The sequence below is a fragment of the Eudoraea algarum genome (genome assembly GCF_050589645.1).
Taxonomy (GTDB): domain Bacteria; phylum Bacteroidota; class Bacteroidia; order Flavobacteriales; family Flavobacteriaceae; genus JBNGOQ01.
In genome coordinates this window covers 147,379-164,145 of sequence record NZ_JBNGOQ010000005.1, presented here as the reverse complement: position 1 = coordinate 164,145, position 16,767 = coordinate 147,379, and the positions used below count along the sequence as shown (strand labels likewise).

Sequence of the window (16,767 nt, the reverse complement as noted above, 5' to 3'; positions counted from 1 at the left end):
CACATATCATTTTCACTCTGAATTATTAATTCCTGATCCAACAGGTCTAAAACTTTATGAAGTATGAAAAAACAGACATTTTCCGGGGACGTGGGGCCTAACCCCCCGAGATTTAATGCAAAAGGGAGATTACTTTTTCTTTTGTTTTTGGCTATGCAACCCTGTCTCCACGCCCATGCGTTCTACAAGGACAGTAAACCTGAAAACCGAAGCATTGAAACGGTTCTGAACATGGCAGGAAGCCCTTGTACGAGTATTGTTCCCTTTAATCTGCCAGGTGTCTACACGGACCCATATATTGAGCGAGGAAAAAAGGGATACGAGGTGCCCTTGGACCTATTTCTCCAACAATTGAGCCTTTCCGGAACCATAACGGATACCAAGGGAAACCCTATCCCCTTTGTGAACGTATTGATCAAGGGTACGACCATTGGTACGGCTTCGGACGAGGAAGGCCGGTATTCCATAAAGGTGAGAACGGATAATGTTGTTCTAATATTCAATAGTTTGGGGTATGCAGAACAGGAAATAAGCACCAGGGGCAAAACCACCATCGATGTGGTGCTCCTAGAAGAGGTGGATCGGCTGGAGGAAGTGATCGTCACAGCAGGTTACAACACTATTGAACGAAGGCATTTGGCCTCGTCCATTGAGGTGATGGAACTGGAAAAAATAGAATCACAGCCACTGGTGAAGCTCGAAGAGGCTTTTTCCGGAACCATGTCCGGGATTACACTGTTACAGGGCAGTAATCTGCCCGGGGATTCCCCGGGGACCATCTCGATCAGGGGCCTGAGTACACTCCAAAATGCTTCCCCTTTGGTTGTAATTGATGGTATAGAACAATCTTTAAGTGATATTGACCCGAATCAGGTGGAAAGTATCACAGTGCTCAAAGATGCTGCGTCTGCTTCCATGTATGGCTCTAGGGGCGCAAACGGTGTTATCCTTATTACCACCAATCGGGGAACCACGGGAGAATTCAAGGTGAATGTACATTCATGGCTTTCCGTCCAGTCCCCTTTGGATATGCCAGATTTCGTAAATGCTGTGGATTATATGCAGTTGAACAATGAGGCCCGGGGGTTTCAAGACCAGCCGCTGCTGTTCACGCAGGAAGATATTGACCGAGCCCGTAGCGGAGACCTGCCCAACGTAAACTGGTTAGACATTATAATGCAACAAAAGGCCCATTTCTACAACACCTCTGCAAGTATATCCGGTGGCGGGGGTGTGGGAACCTTTAATCTGATGTTGGGATACCTTCAACAATCCGGTTTAAATCCATACGAAGGCAGTCAAAGATACAATGCCCGCTTTAATACCAACGTGAACATCGGTGATCGTTTTGTCCTGATGGCCGACTTCTACGCCCACAGGTTGCAAACCGATCGTTTGCTGGCCAATGACGACGGGCATGGTCTTTACCAAAGGGCCTGGAGTATGAACCCTTCACAACAGGTCTTCTACGAGGATGACCTTCCAGACCATTATATTTTGTACGGGGACAGAAATCCACTGGCCCGCATGGAAAAAGGTGGAGAGCGGAACTTTTTAAGCGACCGGAGTACCATTAACCTAAGGCCCCGTTTTCATATTACCCACAACCTACACTTGGCGGGCAATGTTTCCTATATGATCAACAAATCTGCCCAAAAACATAAGCGAAGTACCTTCAAGTTCTTTGACGGGGAAGGTAAACCGGTAACCACTTGGGGCAATGCTGTGGGTGCCTCACAAGGGGTAAGTGAAAGCCAAATTACTGCTAGGGCCCTTGTCAATTATGAAAAAGACGTTAGGAAGGATTTCGATAAGATTTATCTAGTGGCGGGAACTGAGCTTATGAACTTCAATTTTTCGGACTTTAGGGAAATTACAAAAGCTTCCTTCTTTTCCAAACTAAACTATTCCTTTAAAGACCGCTATCTGTTGGAAGCTACGGTAAGGCAGGATGGGAGCAGCAAATTTGCACCGGGCTATAAATGGGGGTTCTTTCCCTCTGCCTCCATGGGGTGGAACGTCCATAATGAAGGGTTCATGAAGGACCTGGCAGAGACGGGAGGCATTACCAACTTCAAGATACGCGCCTCGTACGGAAGAATCGGAAACGAGAACGTACCCCCTTATCTTTGGCAGGAACGGGTGAACTTTTGGGGGTGGACACTGAGGGTTCCCAATGAGGCCTTTAGCTGGGAAACGCAGACTCAACAAAATGTTGGTTTTGATCTGACCGCGCTCCAAAATAAACTGAACCTTACTTTCGACACCTACACCAAGAAATCCGAGGATCTTATATACTCCAACTTCCCGGTACCTCCGCTTACAGGTTCTTATGCACTTACCTCGGCCGTCAATATTGGTGAGGTCGAAAACCGGGGCTGGGAAGTCTCTGCTAGTTGGTCCGATAGATTAGGTGACTTTTCATACAGGGTACAGGGCACCCTTTTCGATAACCAAAACAAGGTATTGAAAGCAGGACACAAGGTGTCCGATACCTTGATATTTAAGGATAATAATGACAAAATATGGTATAGAGGCATTGGCGTGGACAACTATTACGGATATCAAAGCGATGGCTACTTTCAAAACCAGGCCGAAATAGACGGTGCTTCCGCGGTACTTCCCAATACCATTCCTGGAGATATCAGATATGTAGATCGAAACAAGGACGGCATCATCAGCGACAAGGACAAGGTGAACTTGGGCGATCCCTTTCCCCACATGAACTATTCCATCAACCTTACCATGAACTATAGAAACTGGGATTTTGGTCTCTTGGGACAAGGGGTTGGTAGGCGCTTGGGTAGGTTGAATGGTTTAGAGGGTTTTCCTGTACTTGTAGATGGAAATACAAATAGCTTGGGAACTCCCAGACAATATTATATGGACAACCGCTGGACCCCGAACAATCCAAACAGTAGGTTTCCCAGGGTATGGACAGGGACAAGCCCTAACGCCGCACTAAGTGATGTTTGGCTTGGGGATGCTTCCTTTTTCAGGATAAAATCCATTCAGCTGGGCTATACCGTTCCGGCCACCAATAAAAAAATCAGAAATATACGGGTGTACTTCAACGCTCGGGACGTGTTCACCTTTACCAATTGGGAAGGACTGGAACCAGAAAGGGATGGTGGGAATGGAGGTTATCCCAGAATGGCTTCTTTTACACTAGGAGCCAAATTGGACATCTATTAATTTAAACTATGTAATAAAATGAAAAAGTACAGCTATATCTTTTTTTTGACTTGCGCAATGCTCGGATGTGAACCCTATTTGGACAAAACGGATCCCACCGCCACATCCTTCGATGAATTTTATAATACCGAGGAAGATTTGCGCCGTGTCGCTTACAGTAGCTATTTGGATGTTTTTACCACCAGGCATGTTACCCAGCTCCTTTTTTATATGCAGGATGGAAAGTCGGACAATGCCTATAGTCGGGTAGAAGGCCAATATCATCAGCGCATCGCCAATGGGAATTTTAGCAGTGTCTCCCCCGATTTTTTATACTATTACGAAACCCATTTGAAACATTTGGGCCGTCTAAATACCTTTATCGCCAACGTGGATGTCCCGTATGTGGAAAACGAGGAAGTAAGACAGCGTTACAAGGGTATTTTGGAAGGGCTTCGAATATGGCATTATTTCGTGCTGACCTTCAGATGGGCCAACGTACCCTTTCATACGGAACCAGCGGATTTGGAAACGGCTCTGGTAGCGGCGACCCCCAAAGAAGAAATTTTGGAATACCTCTTTACGGAAGGACTTGCCATTGCCAATCGCCTACCCAAAAAGGAATACGAAAGACCGGATAGGTACATGTTCAATCAGTATTCCCTGAAGGCACTGATCATGCGGTATGCCCTGTACCATGAAAAGTATGAGTTGGCGGCATCCCTGGCAAAGGAAATAATGGATTCGGGATATTACGCCCTACACCCCAATTATGGGGCCCTATTTCAATATGAAGCCTGTTGTTCCGGCAATAAAGAGTTCATTATGCATCATGACGGGGATAGCCGTAGGTTGGTTGCTTCCTACTCCTTTGAAGACCTGGGGCCGCATTATCGTACTGGCAGGGGACAATCATATGTCGTTCCGCTGAAATCCCTGGTCGATTCCTATTGGACCTTACAAGGGGAAACAATAGGCGAAAGCTCCATGCATACAAAAAGAGCATATGAACTGAATCCGTCCTTAAATCGAGATCCCCGATACCGGGCAAGTATTTTTGGCCATGGAGATACGTTCGCTTCGGATACCATTCCAATCAATATTTACAATGAAGACGGTCCTATGTACCATAAGGCCGAGAGAGGTAGTCCTTCTGGATATTGGTTTAAAAAATTTGTGGATGAGGCCGATGCCTTTAGGGACAATGGCCGTATGGATTTTGGCCTTTTGCGATATGCCGAAGTCTTGCTGACTTATGCCGAGGCAAAGATTATGCAGGGTCAGGTAGATGCTCTGGCCAAGGATTGCATCAACCAAGTAAGGCGCAGGGCCGGTTTGGATATGGAGCTCGCAGATGTTACCCAAGGGCGTTATACGGCTTACAATCAGCAACAATGGATCGACTTGATTCGAAATGAGCGAAGAATCGAATTTGCCGGAGAGGGCTTGCGTTATGACGACCTTATAAGGTGGCGCGTAGCGGAAACGGCCTTAAATCAGCCTGCTTTGGGGCATACCAGGGAGGTTAACGGGACTCTGGAATCCATAAAAATAGAGGACAGGTCCTTCAAACCGCATAACTACTTGTGGCCATTTCATGAAAACAGCTTGAAAGTCAACCCAGGATTGAAACAAAACCCAGGGTATTGAAACTGCTGCAGGACGAATAGAGGCGAAAACACCAGTGGTAGGCAAAAAGGACTCCATGGCTCGTTAAAATTATCGGGGCCTAGGCAATCAAAATCAACAAAATCTTAGTACCATTAAGGCATTAAAATATTTTGTGGGTTGTTTAGGTGGTTTCAGAGGGGTGGTCTTGGACAGAGACTGCTCCTCTTTACGATTATAACGAATTTTTCATTTGTAACGAAAGCCGGGGAAAAAGTATGGGTTATTGTGATTCTTTTGGAACAAAAGTCATCCTAAAACGGTACGTCATTGGCATCATCGGGATCTAGATCATCGTTCATGGCACTTCCAAATGCCTCATCGGTATTGGGAAGGTTTTTGGTTATGAACGGATTTTCTTCATCGGCATTCATCTTCGATTGAAACTCAAATGGAGAATCAAAGTCATCTAAATTATCAAATTTACCGAGTTGTCCAACGAACTTTAACCTAATATTATCTAAACCACCGTTCCTATGCTTGGCCACAATGAACTCTGCCTGACCCTGCGTCGGGGTACGTTCCTCATCGTCCCATTCATCTATTTTGTAGTATTCGGGCCTATAAATAAAGGAAACGATATCGGCATCCTGCTCAATGGCACCCGATTCACGAAGATCCGAAAGAATGGGCCGTTTACTGCCCCCACGGGTCTCTACCGCCCTGGATAGCTGTGACAAAGCGATGACAGGAACGTTCAATTCTTTGGCCAGTGCCTTTAAATTCCTCGAAATAGTAGAAATTTCCTGTTCCCTGTTCCCCCCTTTCTGACTGCTGCCCGCCGTCATCAACTGCAAATAGTCGATAATGATCAACTTAATATCGTGCTGGGAGGCCAGGCGCCTAGCCTTGGCCCTAAGGTCAAAAATGGACAAAGACGGGGTATCATCTATGAACAAGGGGGCCTTTTCCAAGGTCTTTACCTTAACATTCAGTTGCTCCCATTCGTGTTTTTCCAAGCGTCCGGTACGCAATTTTTCTGAAGACAGCCCCGTTTCGGAGGAGATGAGTCGTGTAATCAACTGCACGGAGGACATTTCCAACGAAAAGAAAGCTACAGGTATGCTCGAATTTACTGCCATATTTCGCGCCATGGACAGCGTAAGGGCAGTTTTACCCATACCCGGCCTTGCGGCAATAATGACCAAATCACTAGGTTGCCAGCCCGAGGTTAATTTGTCTACCTTATCAAAACCAGAGGGAATTCCGCTCAATCCTTCCTTATTGGCAATTTCCTCGATTCGTTTCTTGGCCTGGATCACCAAATTTTGGGCCGTCTCCGCGGAGCGCTTTAAATTTCCTTGGGTAACATCGTACAGCTTGGCCTCGGCATTGTCCAATAGATCAAATACATCGGTACCGTCATCATAGGCGTCTTCGATAATTTCGTTGGAAATTTTGATCAGGCTCCGCTGAATATATTTTTGAAGGATGATACGCGCATGAAACTCAATATGGGCCGAAGAAGCCACTTTTTGAGTGAGTTTTACTAGGTAAAAATCGCCCCCTACCGCCTCTAGGCGCCCATTTTGCTTTAACTGGGATGAAACGGTTAATAAATCCACTGGTTCCGAGGTTTCGAAGAGCGTAAAGATCGCTTCGTAAATAAATCGATGCGCATCCTTATAAAAAGCATCTGGATGTAGGATATCTATTACTTCATCCACGCCTTTTTTGTCAATCATCATTGCCCCCAACACAACTTCCTCTAAATCAACGGCTTGAGGTGGTATTTTCCCTCTTTCCAAATTGATTATGGCGGCTTTGTCAATTTTACGACCAACAACAGGGCTCGGTTTTTCCATGGCTGCTAAAGTATACAATTAACCTTAAGTTAACATAAATGGGGGGTGCTGCGATATCCACAGACAATGAACAATTCTTCTGTTCATAAGTTACGAAATTGTGTTGATAACCAAAAAAATCCCGAAAATGAATCCCCGGGATTTTTTTGAACTTGCTAAAAATGCCGATTAACCGTTGAAGACACCCATATTGGCATATTTATCCATGCGTGTATCTACCAATTCTTTTGGTGATAACTTTTTTAAATCTTCGTAATGGGCGGCAATTTTATTTTTTACGATCTCAAAAGTTTTCTCTCGATTGCTATGGGCGCCTCCTAAAGGTTCCCTCACAATTTCATCGATCAACTTTAATTTTTTCATGTCGGTCGCCGTAAGTTTTAAGGCCTCCGCTGCCTGTTCCTTGTATTCCCAACTCCGCCAAAGGATGGAAGAACAGGATTCGGGCGATATTACGGAATACCAGGTATTCTCCAACATGAGGACCCGGTCTCCCACACCGATGCCCAAAGCACCACCAGAGGCGCCTTCACCAATGATTACTACAATGATGGGGACTTTTAAACGTGTCATTTCCAAAATGTTTCTGGCAATGGCCTCCCCTTGTCCGCGCTCCTCGGCCTCAATGCCGGGATAGGCCCCCGGAGTATCTATAAAACAGACCACGGGCAGATTGAATTTTTCGGCAGATCGCATCAGCCGTAGCGCCTTGCGGTACCCCTCAGGATTGGCCATACCAAAATTACGGTACTGCCTTGTCTTGGTGTTATAGCCCTTTTGTTGACCAATGAACATATAACTTTGGTCGCCTATCTTGCCCAGGCCGCCAATCATGGCCTTATCGTCCTTTACGTTTCTGTCGCCATGGAGCTCTAAGAAGGTGTCGCCGCAAATGGCCTTGATATAGTCCAACGTATAGGGCCTGTTCGGGTGTCGCGAAAGTTGTACCCGCTGCCAAGCGGTAAGGTTCTTATAGATATCCTTCCGGGCCTCCGCTAATTTTTTTTCTATCTGCTTGCAGGTTTCGGTAACATCCACATCACTCTCCTCCCCGATGACCAAGCACTTGTCCAATTGCTCTTCGAGTTCTTTAATGGGTAGTTCAAAATCCAAATATTCCACGAATCTTAGGTTTAGTTTGTATCAGCAGACAAATATAAAACTTTAAGGGAGAACCCTAGGCCGTACCTCTTTTTTTTAACTTACCCCTACGCTTCAAAAGGCCATTGGCTATCACAGTGGCAAGTATAATCAGCGCTCCAACATAAAACAAGGGGTTCATTTTTTCGCTGTCCCCAAAAATGAGGAAGGCCAAAACAATACCATAGATCGGCTCCAAATTTATCGTAAGCATTACCGTATAGGGGCTAATATGTTCCATAATACGCACCGAGGCTATAAAAGCGTAGGCGGTGCATACCGAGGCCAATATAAAGAGGTACAAAAGATCGTTCATGGATAGCAAAAAGAAATTAGCGTCGAAACTTCCTTGGAACCCAAGATATACGGTAAGGAAAATACAACCGCTCAGAAGCTCGTAAAATGAAATTACGGAAGGTCGTTCCTTGAGGATCAACTTGCCGTTGATCAACGAAAAAATGGCGGCCAGCATGGCCGAGGTCAACGCCAACAGGATGCCCTCCACATAGGTCGTTTCCACTTTGAATATGATATAGAGCCCTGTCAGTACCATAACCCCAAAAACAAGCTCGTACCAAAGGAGTTTTCGACGGTACCAAATAGGTTCCAGCACCGCGGTAAAGAGTGCTCCGGTAGACATAGTGGCCAGGGCCACGGATACATTGGATACCTTAATGGCCCTAAAAAAAGTAAGCCAGTGCAAGGCGATGATGATCCCTGCAAAAACAAGGGTAAATAGGGTTTTTCGGGAAAGCCTTAAACCATACTTTTTAAGGCTGATGAACAAGAAAATAAAACAAGAGGCCAGCAGCATCCGGTACCAGACCAAGGGAAGTGCCTCAATACTGATCAATTTTCCCAGCACGGCCGTAAAGCCCCAGATAAATACAATAAAGTGAAGGTGCAGGTAGTTTTTGAACCTAACGTTTGGCATGTTGCAACAAATAAAGCCCTAAAATACCAAAGGCAAGGTTTGGAATAATTATCGCCAACAAGGGCGGAAATCCCGATTGCTGTGCCAAGGTACCAAAGACCTTGTCAAAAAAGATATAAATAAAGGCCACTCCGATGCCAAAGGCTAAATTAATGCCCATACCGCCCCTTCGTTTTACGGAGGACACCGCCACCGCAATAATGGTAAGGATAAATGCGGTCAAGGGCAACGCCCAGCGTTTGTATTTGACCAGTACATAGGTGTTAACATTGGATGCGCCCTTTTTTCGTTGCGTATCTATAAATTTATTCAACTCAAACAGGTTCTTGGTCTCCGCTATATAGGAGACAGGGGTTAAATCGTCTATTTTGAAGGTAAAAATAGTGTCCAATCGGCGTTTGGTCTCCACGATTTCTCCATCTTCGCCCACACTGCGCTTTACATAGGAGCTTAACCTGTAGATACTGTCCTTGGGTATCCATCTAATATTGGCGGCCGAAATCTTGTAGTCCAACTTGTTTTCTTGTGTAAAATGCTCGAAGGTGAAGTTATAGCCAATCTTCCGAGCGGGGTCAAAGCTACTGACATAGATATAGTCCCGATCGTTCAATTGGTTAAATATATTGCTGGTCACCCGATCTTGCTTCCCCTTTTTTAAATATTTGAACTTAAATTCATTAAATCCCTTGCTCGCATTGGGTACGATGAACATCCCCATAAAGAAGAGAATTACCGCAATAATGGAAGCACCTATAAGATAGGGGCGCAAAAACCTACCATAGGAAACCCCAGAACTCAAAATGGCCACAATCTCCGTATTGTTGGCCAATTTGGAGGTGAAGAAAATTACGGAAAGAAACAGAAAAATGGGGAACAGCAGACTTCCTATATATATGGTGAAATTCATGTAATACACCAAAATTTCGTTCAAGGGTGCATCGTTGTCGATCATTTTACCGATTTGTTCGGCCAAATTGGCCATGATGCCTATGGGAATGAACAACAGCAGCATGACGCTAAAAGTCAGCAAATATCGCCTTAAGATGTATTTATCAAGAATCGTGAGGCTCATCGTCTTTTATCCATTTGCTTTACCATGACATTTTTCCAGTTCAGGAAATCCCCTGCTAAAATATGCTTTCTGGCCTCACGAACCAACCAAAGATAGAAACCCAGATTGTGGATGGTGGCAATTTGTTTCCCCAAGTATTCATTGGCCGCGAACAAATGTCGTAAATAGGCCTTTGAATATTCAAGATCAACGAAGGTAATGCCCATTTCATCCAAGGGGGAAAAATCATCCTCCCACTTCTTGTTCTTTATGTTGATGGTGCCATGGGCAGTAAACAGCATGCCATTCCTGGCATTCCTGGTGGGCATCACACAATCGAACATATCGATACCAAGGGCTATGTTTTCCAGAATATTTATCGGCGTGCCAACACCCATTAGGTACCTGGGCTTATCCTCGGGAAGAATATCACAGACCACCTCGGTCATTGCATACATTTCCTCAGCAGGTTCCCCGACCGACAGACCGCCAATAGCATTCCCTTCTGCACCCGCATTGGCAATATACTCGGCCGATTGCATCCTTAGGTCCTTATAGGTGGAGCCTTGTACAATAGGAAAAAAGGCCTGTGCATAATCATAGGCATAGGGCACCTTGTCCAAATGGGCGATACAACGGTCTAACCACCTATGGGTCATGTGCATGGAACGCTTAGCATAGTTGTAATCGCAGGGATAAGGAGTGCATTCATCAAAGGCCATGATGATATCCGCACCGATGGTCCGTTGTAGTTCCATTACGTTTTCCGGGGTGAAAACATGATAGGATCCATCAATATGGGATTTAAACTTCACCCCTTCTTCTTTGATTTTTCGGTTGGCCGATAAGGAGTATACCTGGTATCCTCCACTATCCGTGAGGATGTTCCTATCCCATCCCATAAACTTATGAAGCCCTCCTGCTTGCTCCAAAATAGGGGTCTTGGGCCTCAAGTACAGGTGATAGGTATTTCCTAGAATAATATCCGGATCAATATCTTCCTTCAGTTCTCGCTGGTGGACTCCCTTCACGGAAGCCACAGTACCCACTGGCATAAAAATCGGAGTGCTTATGCTGCCATGATCCGTGGTAATTTGTCCGGCCCTTGCCTTACTTTGAGGGTCGGTATGTGCTAAAGTAAATTTCATCCCTGATTCAATCCGCAAATATAGACAACTAAGTTGTGTAAAAACGCTAACAAAAAAATAAAGTTCCCCGATCCGCTTCGTTGATAAAATAGTATATTTCGCCTTGTATAGCCCAAAGTTTGCAGTTACTTTTGGCATTTATATCACGAAACCACAAAATAATGTCAAAACTACAAGACTTGGTTGTGCAGACCCGTAGGGATATTCTACGCATGGTCCACAAGGTTAATTCAGGTCATCCTGGAGGATCCCTGGGCTGTACCGAATTTTTCATCGCCCTCTACCATGAGATTATGGACCTTAAAGAAGGCTTTGATATGGACGGACGGGACGAGGACATTTTCTTTTTGTCCAACGGGCATATCTCCCCCATTTTTTACAGTACCTTGGCGAGACGCGGTTATTTTCCGGTGGAGGAATTGAATACCTTCCGCTTGATAAATTCGCGACTACAGGGGCATCCGGCCACCCATGAAGGTCTCCCGGGAATACGCATTGCCTCAGGGTCTTTGGGCCAGGGCATGTCGGTAGCCCTTGGTGCCGCACAGGCCAAAAAACTGAATGGGGACGATCATCTGATTTACAGCCTGCACGGTGACGGGGAACTGCAAGAGGGCCAGAACTGGGAAGCCATTATGTATGCCGCAGGAAACAAAGTGGACAATATTATCGCCACGGTAGATCTCAACGGACAGCAAATAGATGGTGCCACGGATACCGTTTTGCCCATGGGCGATGTAAAGGCCAAATTTGAGGCCTTTGGCTGGGACGTGCTGGAAATAACCAAGGGCAACGATCTAGATGCCATCCTTGTAGGTATGGCCGATGCAAAGAGCAGGACGGGTAAAGGAAAGCCGGTCTGTGTTTTGTTGCATACCGTGATGGGCCATGGGGTAGATTTTATGATGTACACCCATGCTTGGCACGGGAAGGCGCCCAATGATGAACAATTGGCGGATGCGTTGTCGCAAAATCCGGAAACTATAGGGGACTATTAATAAGACATTACATGAAAAAGTACATAGATTCAGGTAAAAACGATACAAGAAGCGGCTTTGGCGCCGGACTGGCAGAATTGGGCAGGTCCCATCCCAACGTGGTAGCGCTCTGTGCTGATTTGATCGGCTCTCTGAAAATGGAGAAGTTCATAGAGGAAAACCCTGAACGCTTCTTTCAGGTGGGCATCGCCGAGGCCAATATGATGGGCCTTGCAGCCGGACTCACCATTGGAGGGAAAATACCTTTTACAGGTACCTTTGCCAACTTCTCCACCGGTAGGGTGTACGATCAGATCAGGCAATCCATAGCGTATTCGGGTAAAAATGTGAAAATATGTGCTTCACATGCCGGGGTAACCCTTGGCGAAGATGGGGCCACGCACCAAATCTTGGAAGATATTGGTCTTATGAAAATGCTCCCGGGCATGACGGTCATAAATCCCTGCGATTTTAACCAGACCAAGGCCGCCACAATAGCCATTGCCGATCACCTAGGGCCCGTATACTTAAGGTTTGGAAGGCCCAAGGTAGCCAACTTTACCCCCACCGATCAAAAATTTGAAATCGGCAAAGCGCTTATGCTCAATGAAGGTACGGATGTTACCATAGCAGCTACCGGACATTTGGTCTGGGAAGCGCTCATTGCAGCCGAAAACCTTGAAAACCAAGGAATCTCTGCGGAAGTAATCAATATTCACACCATAAAACCGCTTGACGAGGAAGCTTTGTTAAAATCCGTTAAAAAAACGGGTTGTATTGTAAGTGCAGAGGAGCATAATTACCTAGGCGGTTTGGGCGAGAGTATTGCCAGAACCCTTGCTACCCAGCATCCTACACCCCAAGAATTTGTGGCCACCCAGGATACTTTTGGGGAAAGCGGCACTCCAGAGCAGCTTATGGAGAAATACGGATTGAACAATAAAGCCATAGAGACGGCCGTTTTAAGTGTGTTAAAAAGAAAATAGAATGGCACCAATTTTGGTGCTACATTTTATTTAAAAACAGAACACACTGCATTATGAAAAAAACACTTCTTACGGTGGCATGCGTTTTAATAAGCGTAACCACATTCGCTCAGAGCAAATCGGGATACGGTATTAAGGCCGGTCTTAACTACAACCAGAACGGAGATCTTAGTTTTAGACAGGTACAGAACGCAGGCGAGGATATCATTGCCGGTTCGGATGGCAAAGTGGGCTTCCATGCAGGCTTTTTTGCTAAATTGGATTTCCCGAAGGTTTATGTAAAGCCCGAACTGGTCTATACCCGTACAAAGAGTAGTTACGACGTGGACGGTGCTACCAACGACTATGACATTTCCAAAATAGACCTTCCCGTACTGTTGGGATATAAGCTCATTGGTCCTTTGAGCGTTTTTGCCGGACCCGCTTTCCAATACACGTTGAAAAACGATCTGGACGGACTCAATGTGGACGATGTACAGAACGATTTTACCGTGGGACTCAATGTGGGCCTCGATGTGAGTTTGGGCAACGTTGGCCTGGATGTACGCTACGAACGTGGTTTTTCAGAAAACGAGGCCAATTTTATCGGCAACAATATTACCGACATAGAGGGACGTGTAGATTCCAGGCCCTCGCAGATTATTTTTGGTCTGTCCGTGAAATTATAAAATATTATTGTAGCGCTTTGATGTCGCATCGAGCGCAGTCGAGATGTCTTTTTTGGGAATGAATTACCACCTTGAAGAGTTCTCGACTGCGCTCGAACTGACATTCGTAGATTCTATATAAGGTATTTCCCTAAGGACGTTCGTGAAGATGTACTAGCTATCACTGTCCAGATAATCCGGGGTACCGTCCCCGTCCGTATCCGGAAAAGTAATATTTCCCTGGTCATCGATAATTATTTCCTCTCTTGTGGGCGTGCCATCACCATCATCATCAGAATCCAGGAAGTTAACAAAAAGCAGTTGTTCCTCTTCTTCGTCCGTATTGTCATTGTAGAGATAACCGTCCCCATCCAAATCTTCCATAATTGAAGGGATACCGTCCCGGTCATGATCCGTGGCATTGATCGTAAAGAGATCAATGGTAAAGATCAAGGGGCTGTATTGGGGGATACTGGGTTGAAATGCATTGAAAAAACCAAGTCCGGAAGGCAGGAACATAATGCCCACACCATAATCCTCTACCGTAAAGGTGCCATCCCCATTGTCAATGACCTGTCCGCCCGCCTTAAAATTGGGAATGGCTTCGCTAAAACCCCGTGCCCCTTGGGCAGGAGCCTGCAGTCTCGCCAAATCAAACCAAACAGCGGTAGTAGTGGAACCGTCAAAAACCTCTCCATCGAGCAAGCTACCCTGGAACCTCACAAAGGAAGAATCGGCCACTGTTGGACTCATACCACTACCTTCACGCGCTTCTAGATAATAAAAGGTGTGGGGAATGTCTTCCTCCCCGGCGCTCAACAAAAAATGGTCCGAGGACCGAAGTACGGTACTGGACGATACCTGATCGATCAAAGGAGTTTTACCTGCATTGACCCCGGCTATGGTGTCCAGTTTAATCTTAAAATCAAAACCGGCAGGAGGTGAGGCAAATTCTTCGTAATTGTAAAAATGGGTCCTTAAGTAGTCAAGAATCTCGGCATCGTCTTCAACGGTTACCTCACTTAGCAATCGGGGGGGAATAACCTCCACCCCATCGTCATCGTTTTTACAAGATACGAGCACGATGCCCATGGATAGTAAGAATAGAAATCTGGTAAGCTTCATGCAATTTCTTTTAAAAGCCGCAAGATACAATTTTCCCCTATTTTTGTAGAAGACGTTAACAAAGATTTTCAATAGTACATGCGTATCGATAAATATTTGTGGAGTACCCGTTATTTTAAGACCCGGAATATGGGGACGGAAGCCTGTAAAAAAGGACAGGTCCAAATAAACGGACAGGTGGTAAAACCCTCCAGGGAGGTCTACCCGATGGACAAAATAAAAGTTCGTAAGAACCAGATCAACTATGAACTTACCGTTTTGGACATCCCGGAAAGCCGAGTCGGGGCCAAGTTGGTGGATATCTACAGAAAGGACACCACCCCTGCGGAGGCCTTTGAGCACAATGAACTCCTGGCCTACTCCAAAGCGTATTACCGCAAAAAGGGTACGGGAAGGCCTACCAAAAAAGACCGTAGGGATATCGATGATTATACCGATGAAGAAACTGGATAAGGCTTACTGGGAAAATAAATACCGTAGCGATCAACTGGGTTGGGATATGGGCCAGGTCTCCCCGCCCCTAAAGGCGTATATTGATCAGCTAAGTGACAAAACGGTGAAGATCCTCATCCCCGGCGCCGGGAACGGCTATGAAGCGCGGTATCTGTTTCGACAGGGGTTTACAAGCGTTTATGTAGTGGATATTGCAAAACAACCTTTGACACGTATTGAAGTTGAGGAACCTGATTTCCCGACTTCCCACCTTATCGAAGCCGATTTTTTTGAATGGGGGGCCTCGGGTTTCGACCTTATCCTGGAGCAGACCTTTTTCTGTGCGCTACAACCATCGCAGAGAAGGGCTTATGTGGATAAAATGAAGCGATCATTGCGTCCGGGAGGTACCTTGGTCGGTTTGTTCTTCGATTTCCCGCTCACGGAAAACGGCCCGCCCTTTGGGGGAAACGAAGCGGAATACCGTAGCTTGTTCGCCACGGATTTCCACATCCGTACCTTGGAAAGGGCCCATAATTCCATAAAACCCAGGCAGGGTACGGAACTCTTTTTTATCTTTGAACGTAAATCCTTGACCTAATGTCGCATAAAATACTGTCCCACCAAGAAATACAGCATAAGATAAGGCGAATTGCCTACCAAATCTACGAAGCCAATGCGGATGAGAAAGAAATCGTAATTGCGGGCGTGGATGGTGGCGGACTTCAATTTGCAAAAAAAATAGGCGCAGTTTTGAAAAAAATTACGAATGCGTCCATAGTGTTGTGCAAGGTAAGCATGGATAAAAAGAATCCCCTAAAAAGTGGGGTAAGCACTTCCATTCCCGAAAAGGACTACGCACACAAATCGGTGGTCCTGATAGATGATGTGCTCAATTCTGGCAGTACACTGATCTATGGGGTGCACCATTTTCTGAAGACTCCTTTAAAACAATTAAAAACTGCCGTTTTAGTGAACAGAAACCACAAAAAGTATCCCGTAAAGGCCGATTACAAAGGGATTTCATTGTCTACCTCCTTGCAGGAGCACGTAAAGGTGGAGTTTAAACCAAAAGATGATACGGTTTCCCTAGGATAGGGCAGTCTTGATTTCTCCCACCACTGCTTCCAGCGGTTTGTTATCGATCAGAATCGTATGAGGGGCTCTGGAATAGAAAGGGCTACGTTCAAACATGTGCTTACCGATAAACTCTGGAAAATCTTTCTTGGAAATGTTCCGAATCAGTGGTCTCTGCTCCTTTTCGGTGAAAAGTCGATCTACCAGGGCGGGAATACCCATTTTAAGGTAGAACACGGCTTGGGTGTGTTCCAGCATCATTCCCATATTACCAGCATAGCAGGGGGTGCCTCCTCCGGTGGCCAGTACAAAATGGTCTTTGGTCTGTAGGATTTCCTGAAGGCTCCCATGCTCGGCTTTCCGGAAAAAAATCTCTCCTTTGTCCTTAAAAATACTGGATACCGAAGTTTTGTGGACCTCTTCTATATAGGTGTCCAGATCCAGAAATTCAAGGGCCAGTTCATCGGCCAATTGTTTGCCCACAGTGGTTTTTCCACTGCCCATATACCCTATTAAAATGACCTGCATGCGACAATTTTTGGTAAAAATGTAGTAAATCGATGGGATTTCAAAACGAAACTGAAATTTATCTGAAAATCGTCT

The 16,767-nt window shown here is 45.7% G+C and carries 15 protein-coding genes; 8 read left to right on the top strand and 7 right to left on the bottom strand.

The features are described 5' to 3' along the window. Positions 1 to 63 precede the first annotated feature (63 nt). Positions 64 to 3,195: a SusC/RagA family TonB-linked outer membrane protein gene (locus ACRD67_RS19055; protein ID WP_430968861.1), complete on the top strand. Its 3,132-nt coding sequence runs from the start codon at positions 64 to 66 to the stop codon at positions 3,193 to 3,195. Between the two features lie 18 nt (positions 3,196 to 3,213). After that, entirely contained in the window at positions 3,214 to 4,824 is a 1,611-nt protein-coding gene (locus ACRD67_RS19050; protein WP_430968860.1) for a RagB/SusD family nutrient uptake outer membrane protein, read from the top strand. Between the two features lie 272 nt (positions 4,825 to 5,096). Here ACRD67_RS19050 and dnaB read toward each other — a convergent pair whose 3' ends face one another. The 5 genes from dnaB to tgt form a co-directional block, all read right to left on the bottom strand. Next, positions 5,097 to 6,647: a replicative DNA helicase gene (gene dnaB / locus ACRD67_RS19045; protein WP_430968859.1), complete on the bottom strand. Its 1,551-nt coding sequence runs from the start codon at positions 6,645 to 6,647 to the stop codon at positions 5,097 to 5,099. A gap of 168 nt (positions 6,648 to 6,815) precedes the next feature. After that, positions 6,816 to 7,769 carry an acetyl-CoA carboxylase carboxyltransferase subunit alpha gene (locus tag ACRD67_RS19040; protein ID WP_430968858.1) on the bottom strand — a complete coding sequence of 318 codons (954 nt, stop codon included), beginning with the start codon at positions 7,767 to 7,769 and terminating at the stop codon, positions 6,816 to 6,818. Positions 7,770 to 7,824: 55 nt separating this feature from the next. After that, a complete protein-coding gene (locus tag ACRD67_RS19035) occupies positions 7,825 to 8,721 on the bottom strand; it encodes a DMT family transporter (protein ID WP_430968857.1) in 897 nt (298 codons plus the stop codon). After that, the gene (locus ACRD67_RS19030) at positions 8,708 to 9,793 is read right to left on the bottom strand and encodes an LptF/LptG family permease (RefSeq protein WP_430968856.1); all 1,086 of its coding nucleotides are present in this window, start codon (positions 9,791 to 9,793) and stop codon (positions 8,708 to 8,710) included. Before ACRD67_RS19030 ends, ACRD67_RS19035 begins: the two co-directional genes overlap by 14 nt. Continuing rightward, positions 9,790 to 10,920, bottom strand: a complete 1,131-nt coding sequence (gene tgt, locus ACRD67_RS19025; RefSeq protein ID WP_430968854.1) for a tRNA guanosine(34) transglycosylase Tgt — start codon at positions 10,918 to 10,920, stop codon at positions 9,790 to 9,792. The genes ACRD67_RS19030 and tgt overlap by 4 nt, the downstream gene beginning before the upstream one ends. A gap of 161 nt (positions 10,921 to 11,081) precedes the next feature. Here tgt and ACRD67_RS19020 point away from each other — a divergent pair, with 161 nt between their 5' ends. From ACRD67_RS19020 to ACRD67_RS19010, 3 genes are read left to right on the top strand one after another with little or no spacing between them, the layout of a single operon-like run. Continuing rightward, positions 11,082 to 11,918, top strand: a complete 837-nt coding sequence (locus tag ACRD67_RS19020) for a transketolase (RefSeq protein ID WP_430968852.1) — start codon at positions 11,082 to 11,084, stop codon at positions 11,916 to 11,918. Positions 11,919 to 11,929: 11 nt separating this feature from the next. Continuing rightward, positions 11,930 to 12,883 (top strand): transketolase family protein, encoded by a 954-nt coding sequence (locus tag ACRD67_RS19015; RefSeq protein WP_430968850.1) that lies wholly within the window; start codon positions 11,930 to 11,932, stop codon positions 12,881 to 12,883. A 53-nt stretch (positions 12,884 to 12,936) separates the two neighbouring features. After that, positions 12,937 to 13,551, top strand: coding sequence for an outer membrane beta-barrel protein (locus tag ACRD67_RS19010; protein WP_430968849.1), 615 nt, complete (start codon positions 12,937 to 12,939; stop codon positions 13,549 to 13,551). Between the two features lie 153 nt (positions 13,552 to 13,704). On the opposite strand, the gene ACRD67_RS19005 is transcribed toward ACRD67_RS19010, so the two are convergent. Then, a complete protein-coding gene (locus ACRD67_RS19005; RefSeq protein WP_430968847.1) occupies positions 13,705 to 14,655 on the bottom strand; it encodes an FKBP-type peptidyl-prolyl cis-trans isomerase in 951 nt (316 codons plus the stop codon). Positions 14,656 to 14,733: 78 nt separating this feature from the next. Here ACRD67_RS19005 and ACRD67_RS19000 point away from each other — a divergent pair, with 78 nt between their 5' ends. Genes ACRD67_RS19000 through ACRD67_RS18990 form a run of 3 tightly spaced genes read left to right on the top strand, consistent with a single transcriptional unit; the run spans position 14,734 to position 16,185 of the window. After that, a complete protein-coding gene (locus ACRD67_RS19000) occupies positions 14,734 to 15,108 on the top strand; it encodes an RNA-binding S4 domain-containing protein (protein WP_430968845.1) in 375 nt (124 codons plus the stop codon). After that, positions 15,092 to 15,688: a methyltransferase domain-containing protein gene (locus ACRD67_RS18995; protein ID WP_430968843.1), complete on the top strand. Its 597-nt coding sequence runs from the start codon at positions 15,092 to 15,094 to the stop codon at positions 15,686 to 15,688. The genes ACRD67_RS19000 and ACRD67_RS18995 overlap by 17 nt, the downstream gene beginning before the upstream one ends. Further along, complete coding sequence (locus ACRD67_RS18990; RefSeq protein ID WP_430968841.1) at positions 15,688 to 16,185, top strand: phosphoribosyltransferase family protein; 498 nt, start codon at positions 15,688 to 15,690, stop codon at positions 16,183 to 16,185. The genes ACRD67_RS18995 and ACRD67_RS18990 overlap by 1 nt, the downstream gene beginning before the upstream one ends. Here the strand turns inward: ACRD67_RS18990 and ACRD67_RS18985 are convergent. Next, entirely contained in the window at positions 16,177 to 16,692 is a 516-nt protein-coding gene (locus tag ACRD67_RS18985; RefSeq protein ID WP_430968839.1) for a shikimate kinase, read from the bottom strand. The two genes, ACRD67_RS18990 and ACRD67_RS18985, sit on opposite strands and share 9 nt — an antisense overlap. Positions 16,693 to 16,767: the final 75 nt, after the last annotated feature.

What these genes read in the sequence shown, in the direction of transcription:
- ACRD67_RS19055 (WP_430968861.1), top strand. Translation starts at nt 64, where the DNA reads ATGAAAAAACAGACATTTTCCGGGGACGTGGGGCCTAACCCCCCGAGA.
- ACRD67_RS19050 (WP_430968860.1), top strand. Translation starts at nt 3,214, where the DNA reads ATGAAAAAGTACAGCTATATCTTTTTTTTGACTTGCGCAATGCTCGGA.
- dnaB (WP_430968859.1), bottom strand. Translation starts at nt 6,647, where the DNA reads ATGGAAAAACCGAGCCCTGTTGTTGGTCGTAAAATTGACAAAGCCGCC.
- ACRD67_RS19035 (WP_430968857.1), bottom strand. Translation starts at nt 8,721, where the DNA reads ATGCCAAACGTTAGGTTCAAAAACTACCTGCACCTTCACTTTATTGTA.
- ACRD67_RS19030 (WP_430968856.1), bottom strand. Translation starts at nt 9,793, where the DNA reads ATGAGCCTCACGATTCTTGATAAATACATCTTAAGGCGATATTTGCTG.
- tgt (WP_430968854.1), bottom strand. Translation starts at nt 10,920, where the DNA reads ATGAAATTTACTTTAGCACATACCGACCCTCAAAGTAAGGCAAGGGCC.
- ACRD67_RS19020 (WP_430968852.1), top strand. Translation starts at nt 11,082, where the DNA reads ATGTCAAAACTACAAGACTTGGTTGTGCAGACCCGTAGGGATATTCTA.
- ACRD67_RS19015 (WP_430968850.1), top strand. Translation starts at nt 11,930, where the DNA reads ATGAAAAAGTACATAGATTCAGGTAAAAACGATACAAGAAGCGGCTTT.
- ACRD67_RS19010 (WP_430968849.1), top strand. Translation starts at nt 12,937, where the DNA reads ATGAAAAAAACACTTCTTACGGTGGCATGCGTTTTAATAAGCGTAACC.
- ACRD67_RS19005 (WP_430968847.1), bottom strand. Translation starts at nt 14,655, where the DNA reads ATGAAGCTTACCAGATTTCTATTCTTACTATCCATGGGCATCGTGCTC.
- ACRD67_RS19000 (WP_430968845.1), top strand. Translation starts at nt 14,734, where the DNA reads ATGCGTATCGATAAATATTTGTGGAGTACCCGTTATTTTAAGACCCGG.
- ACRD67_RS18995 (WP_430968843.1), top strand. Translation starts at nt 15,092, where the DNA reads ATGAAGAAACTGGATAAGGCTTACTGGGAAAATAAATACCGTAGCGAT.
- ACRD67_RS18990 (WP_430968841.1), top strand. Translation starts at nt 15,688, where the DNA reads ATGTCGCATAAAATACTGTCCCACCAAGAAATACAGCATAAGATAAGG.
- ACRD67_RS18985 (WP_430968839.1), bottom strand. Translation starts at nt 16,692, where the DNA reads ATGCAGGTCATTTTAATAGGGTATATGGGCAGTGGAAAAACCACTGTG.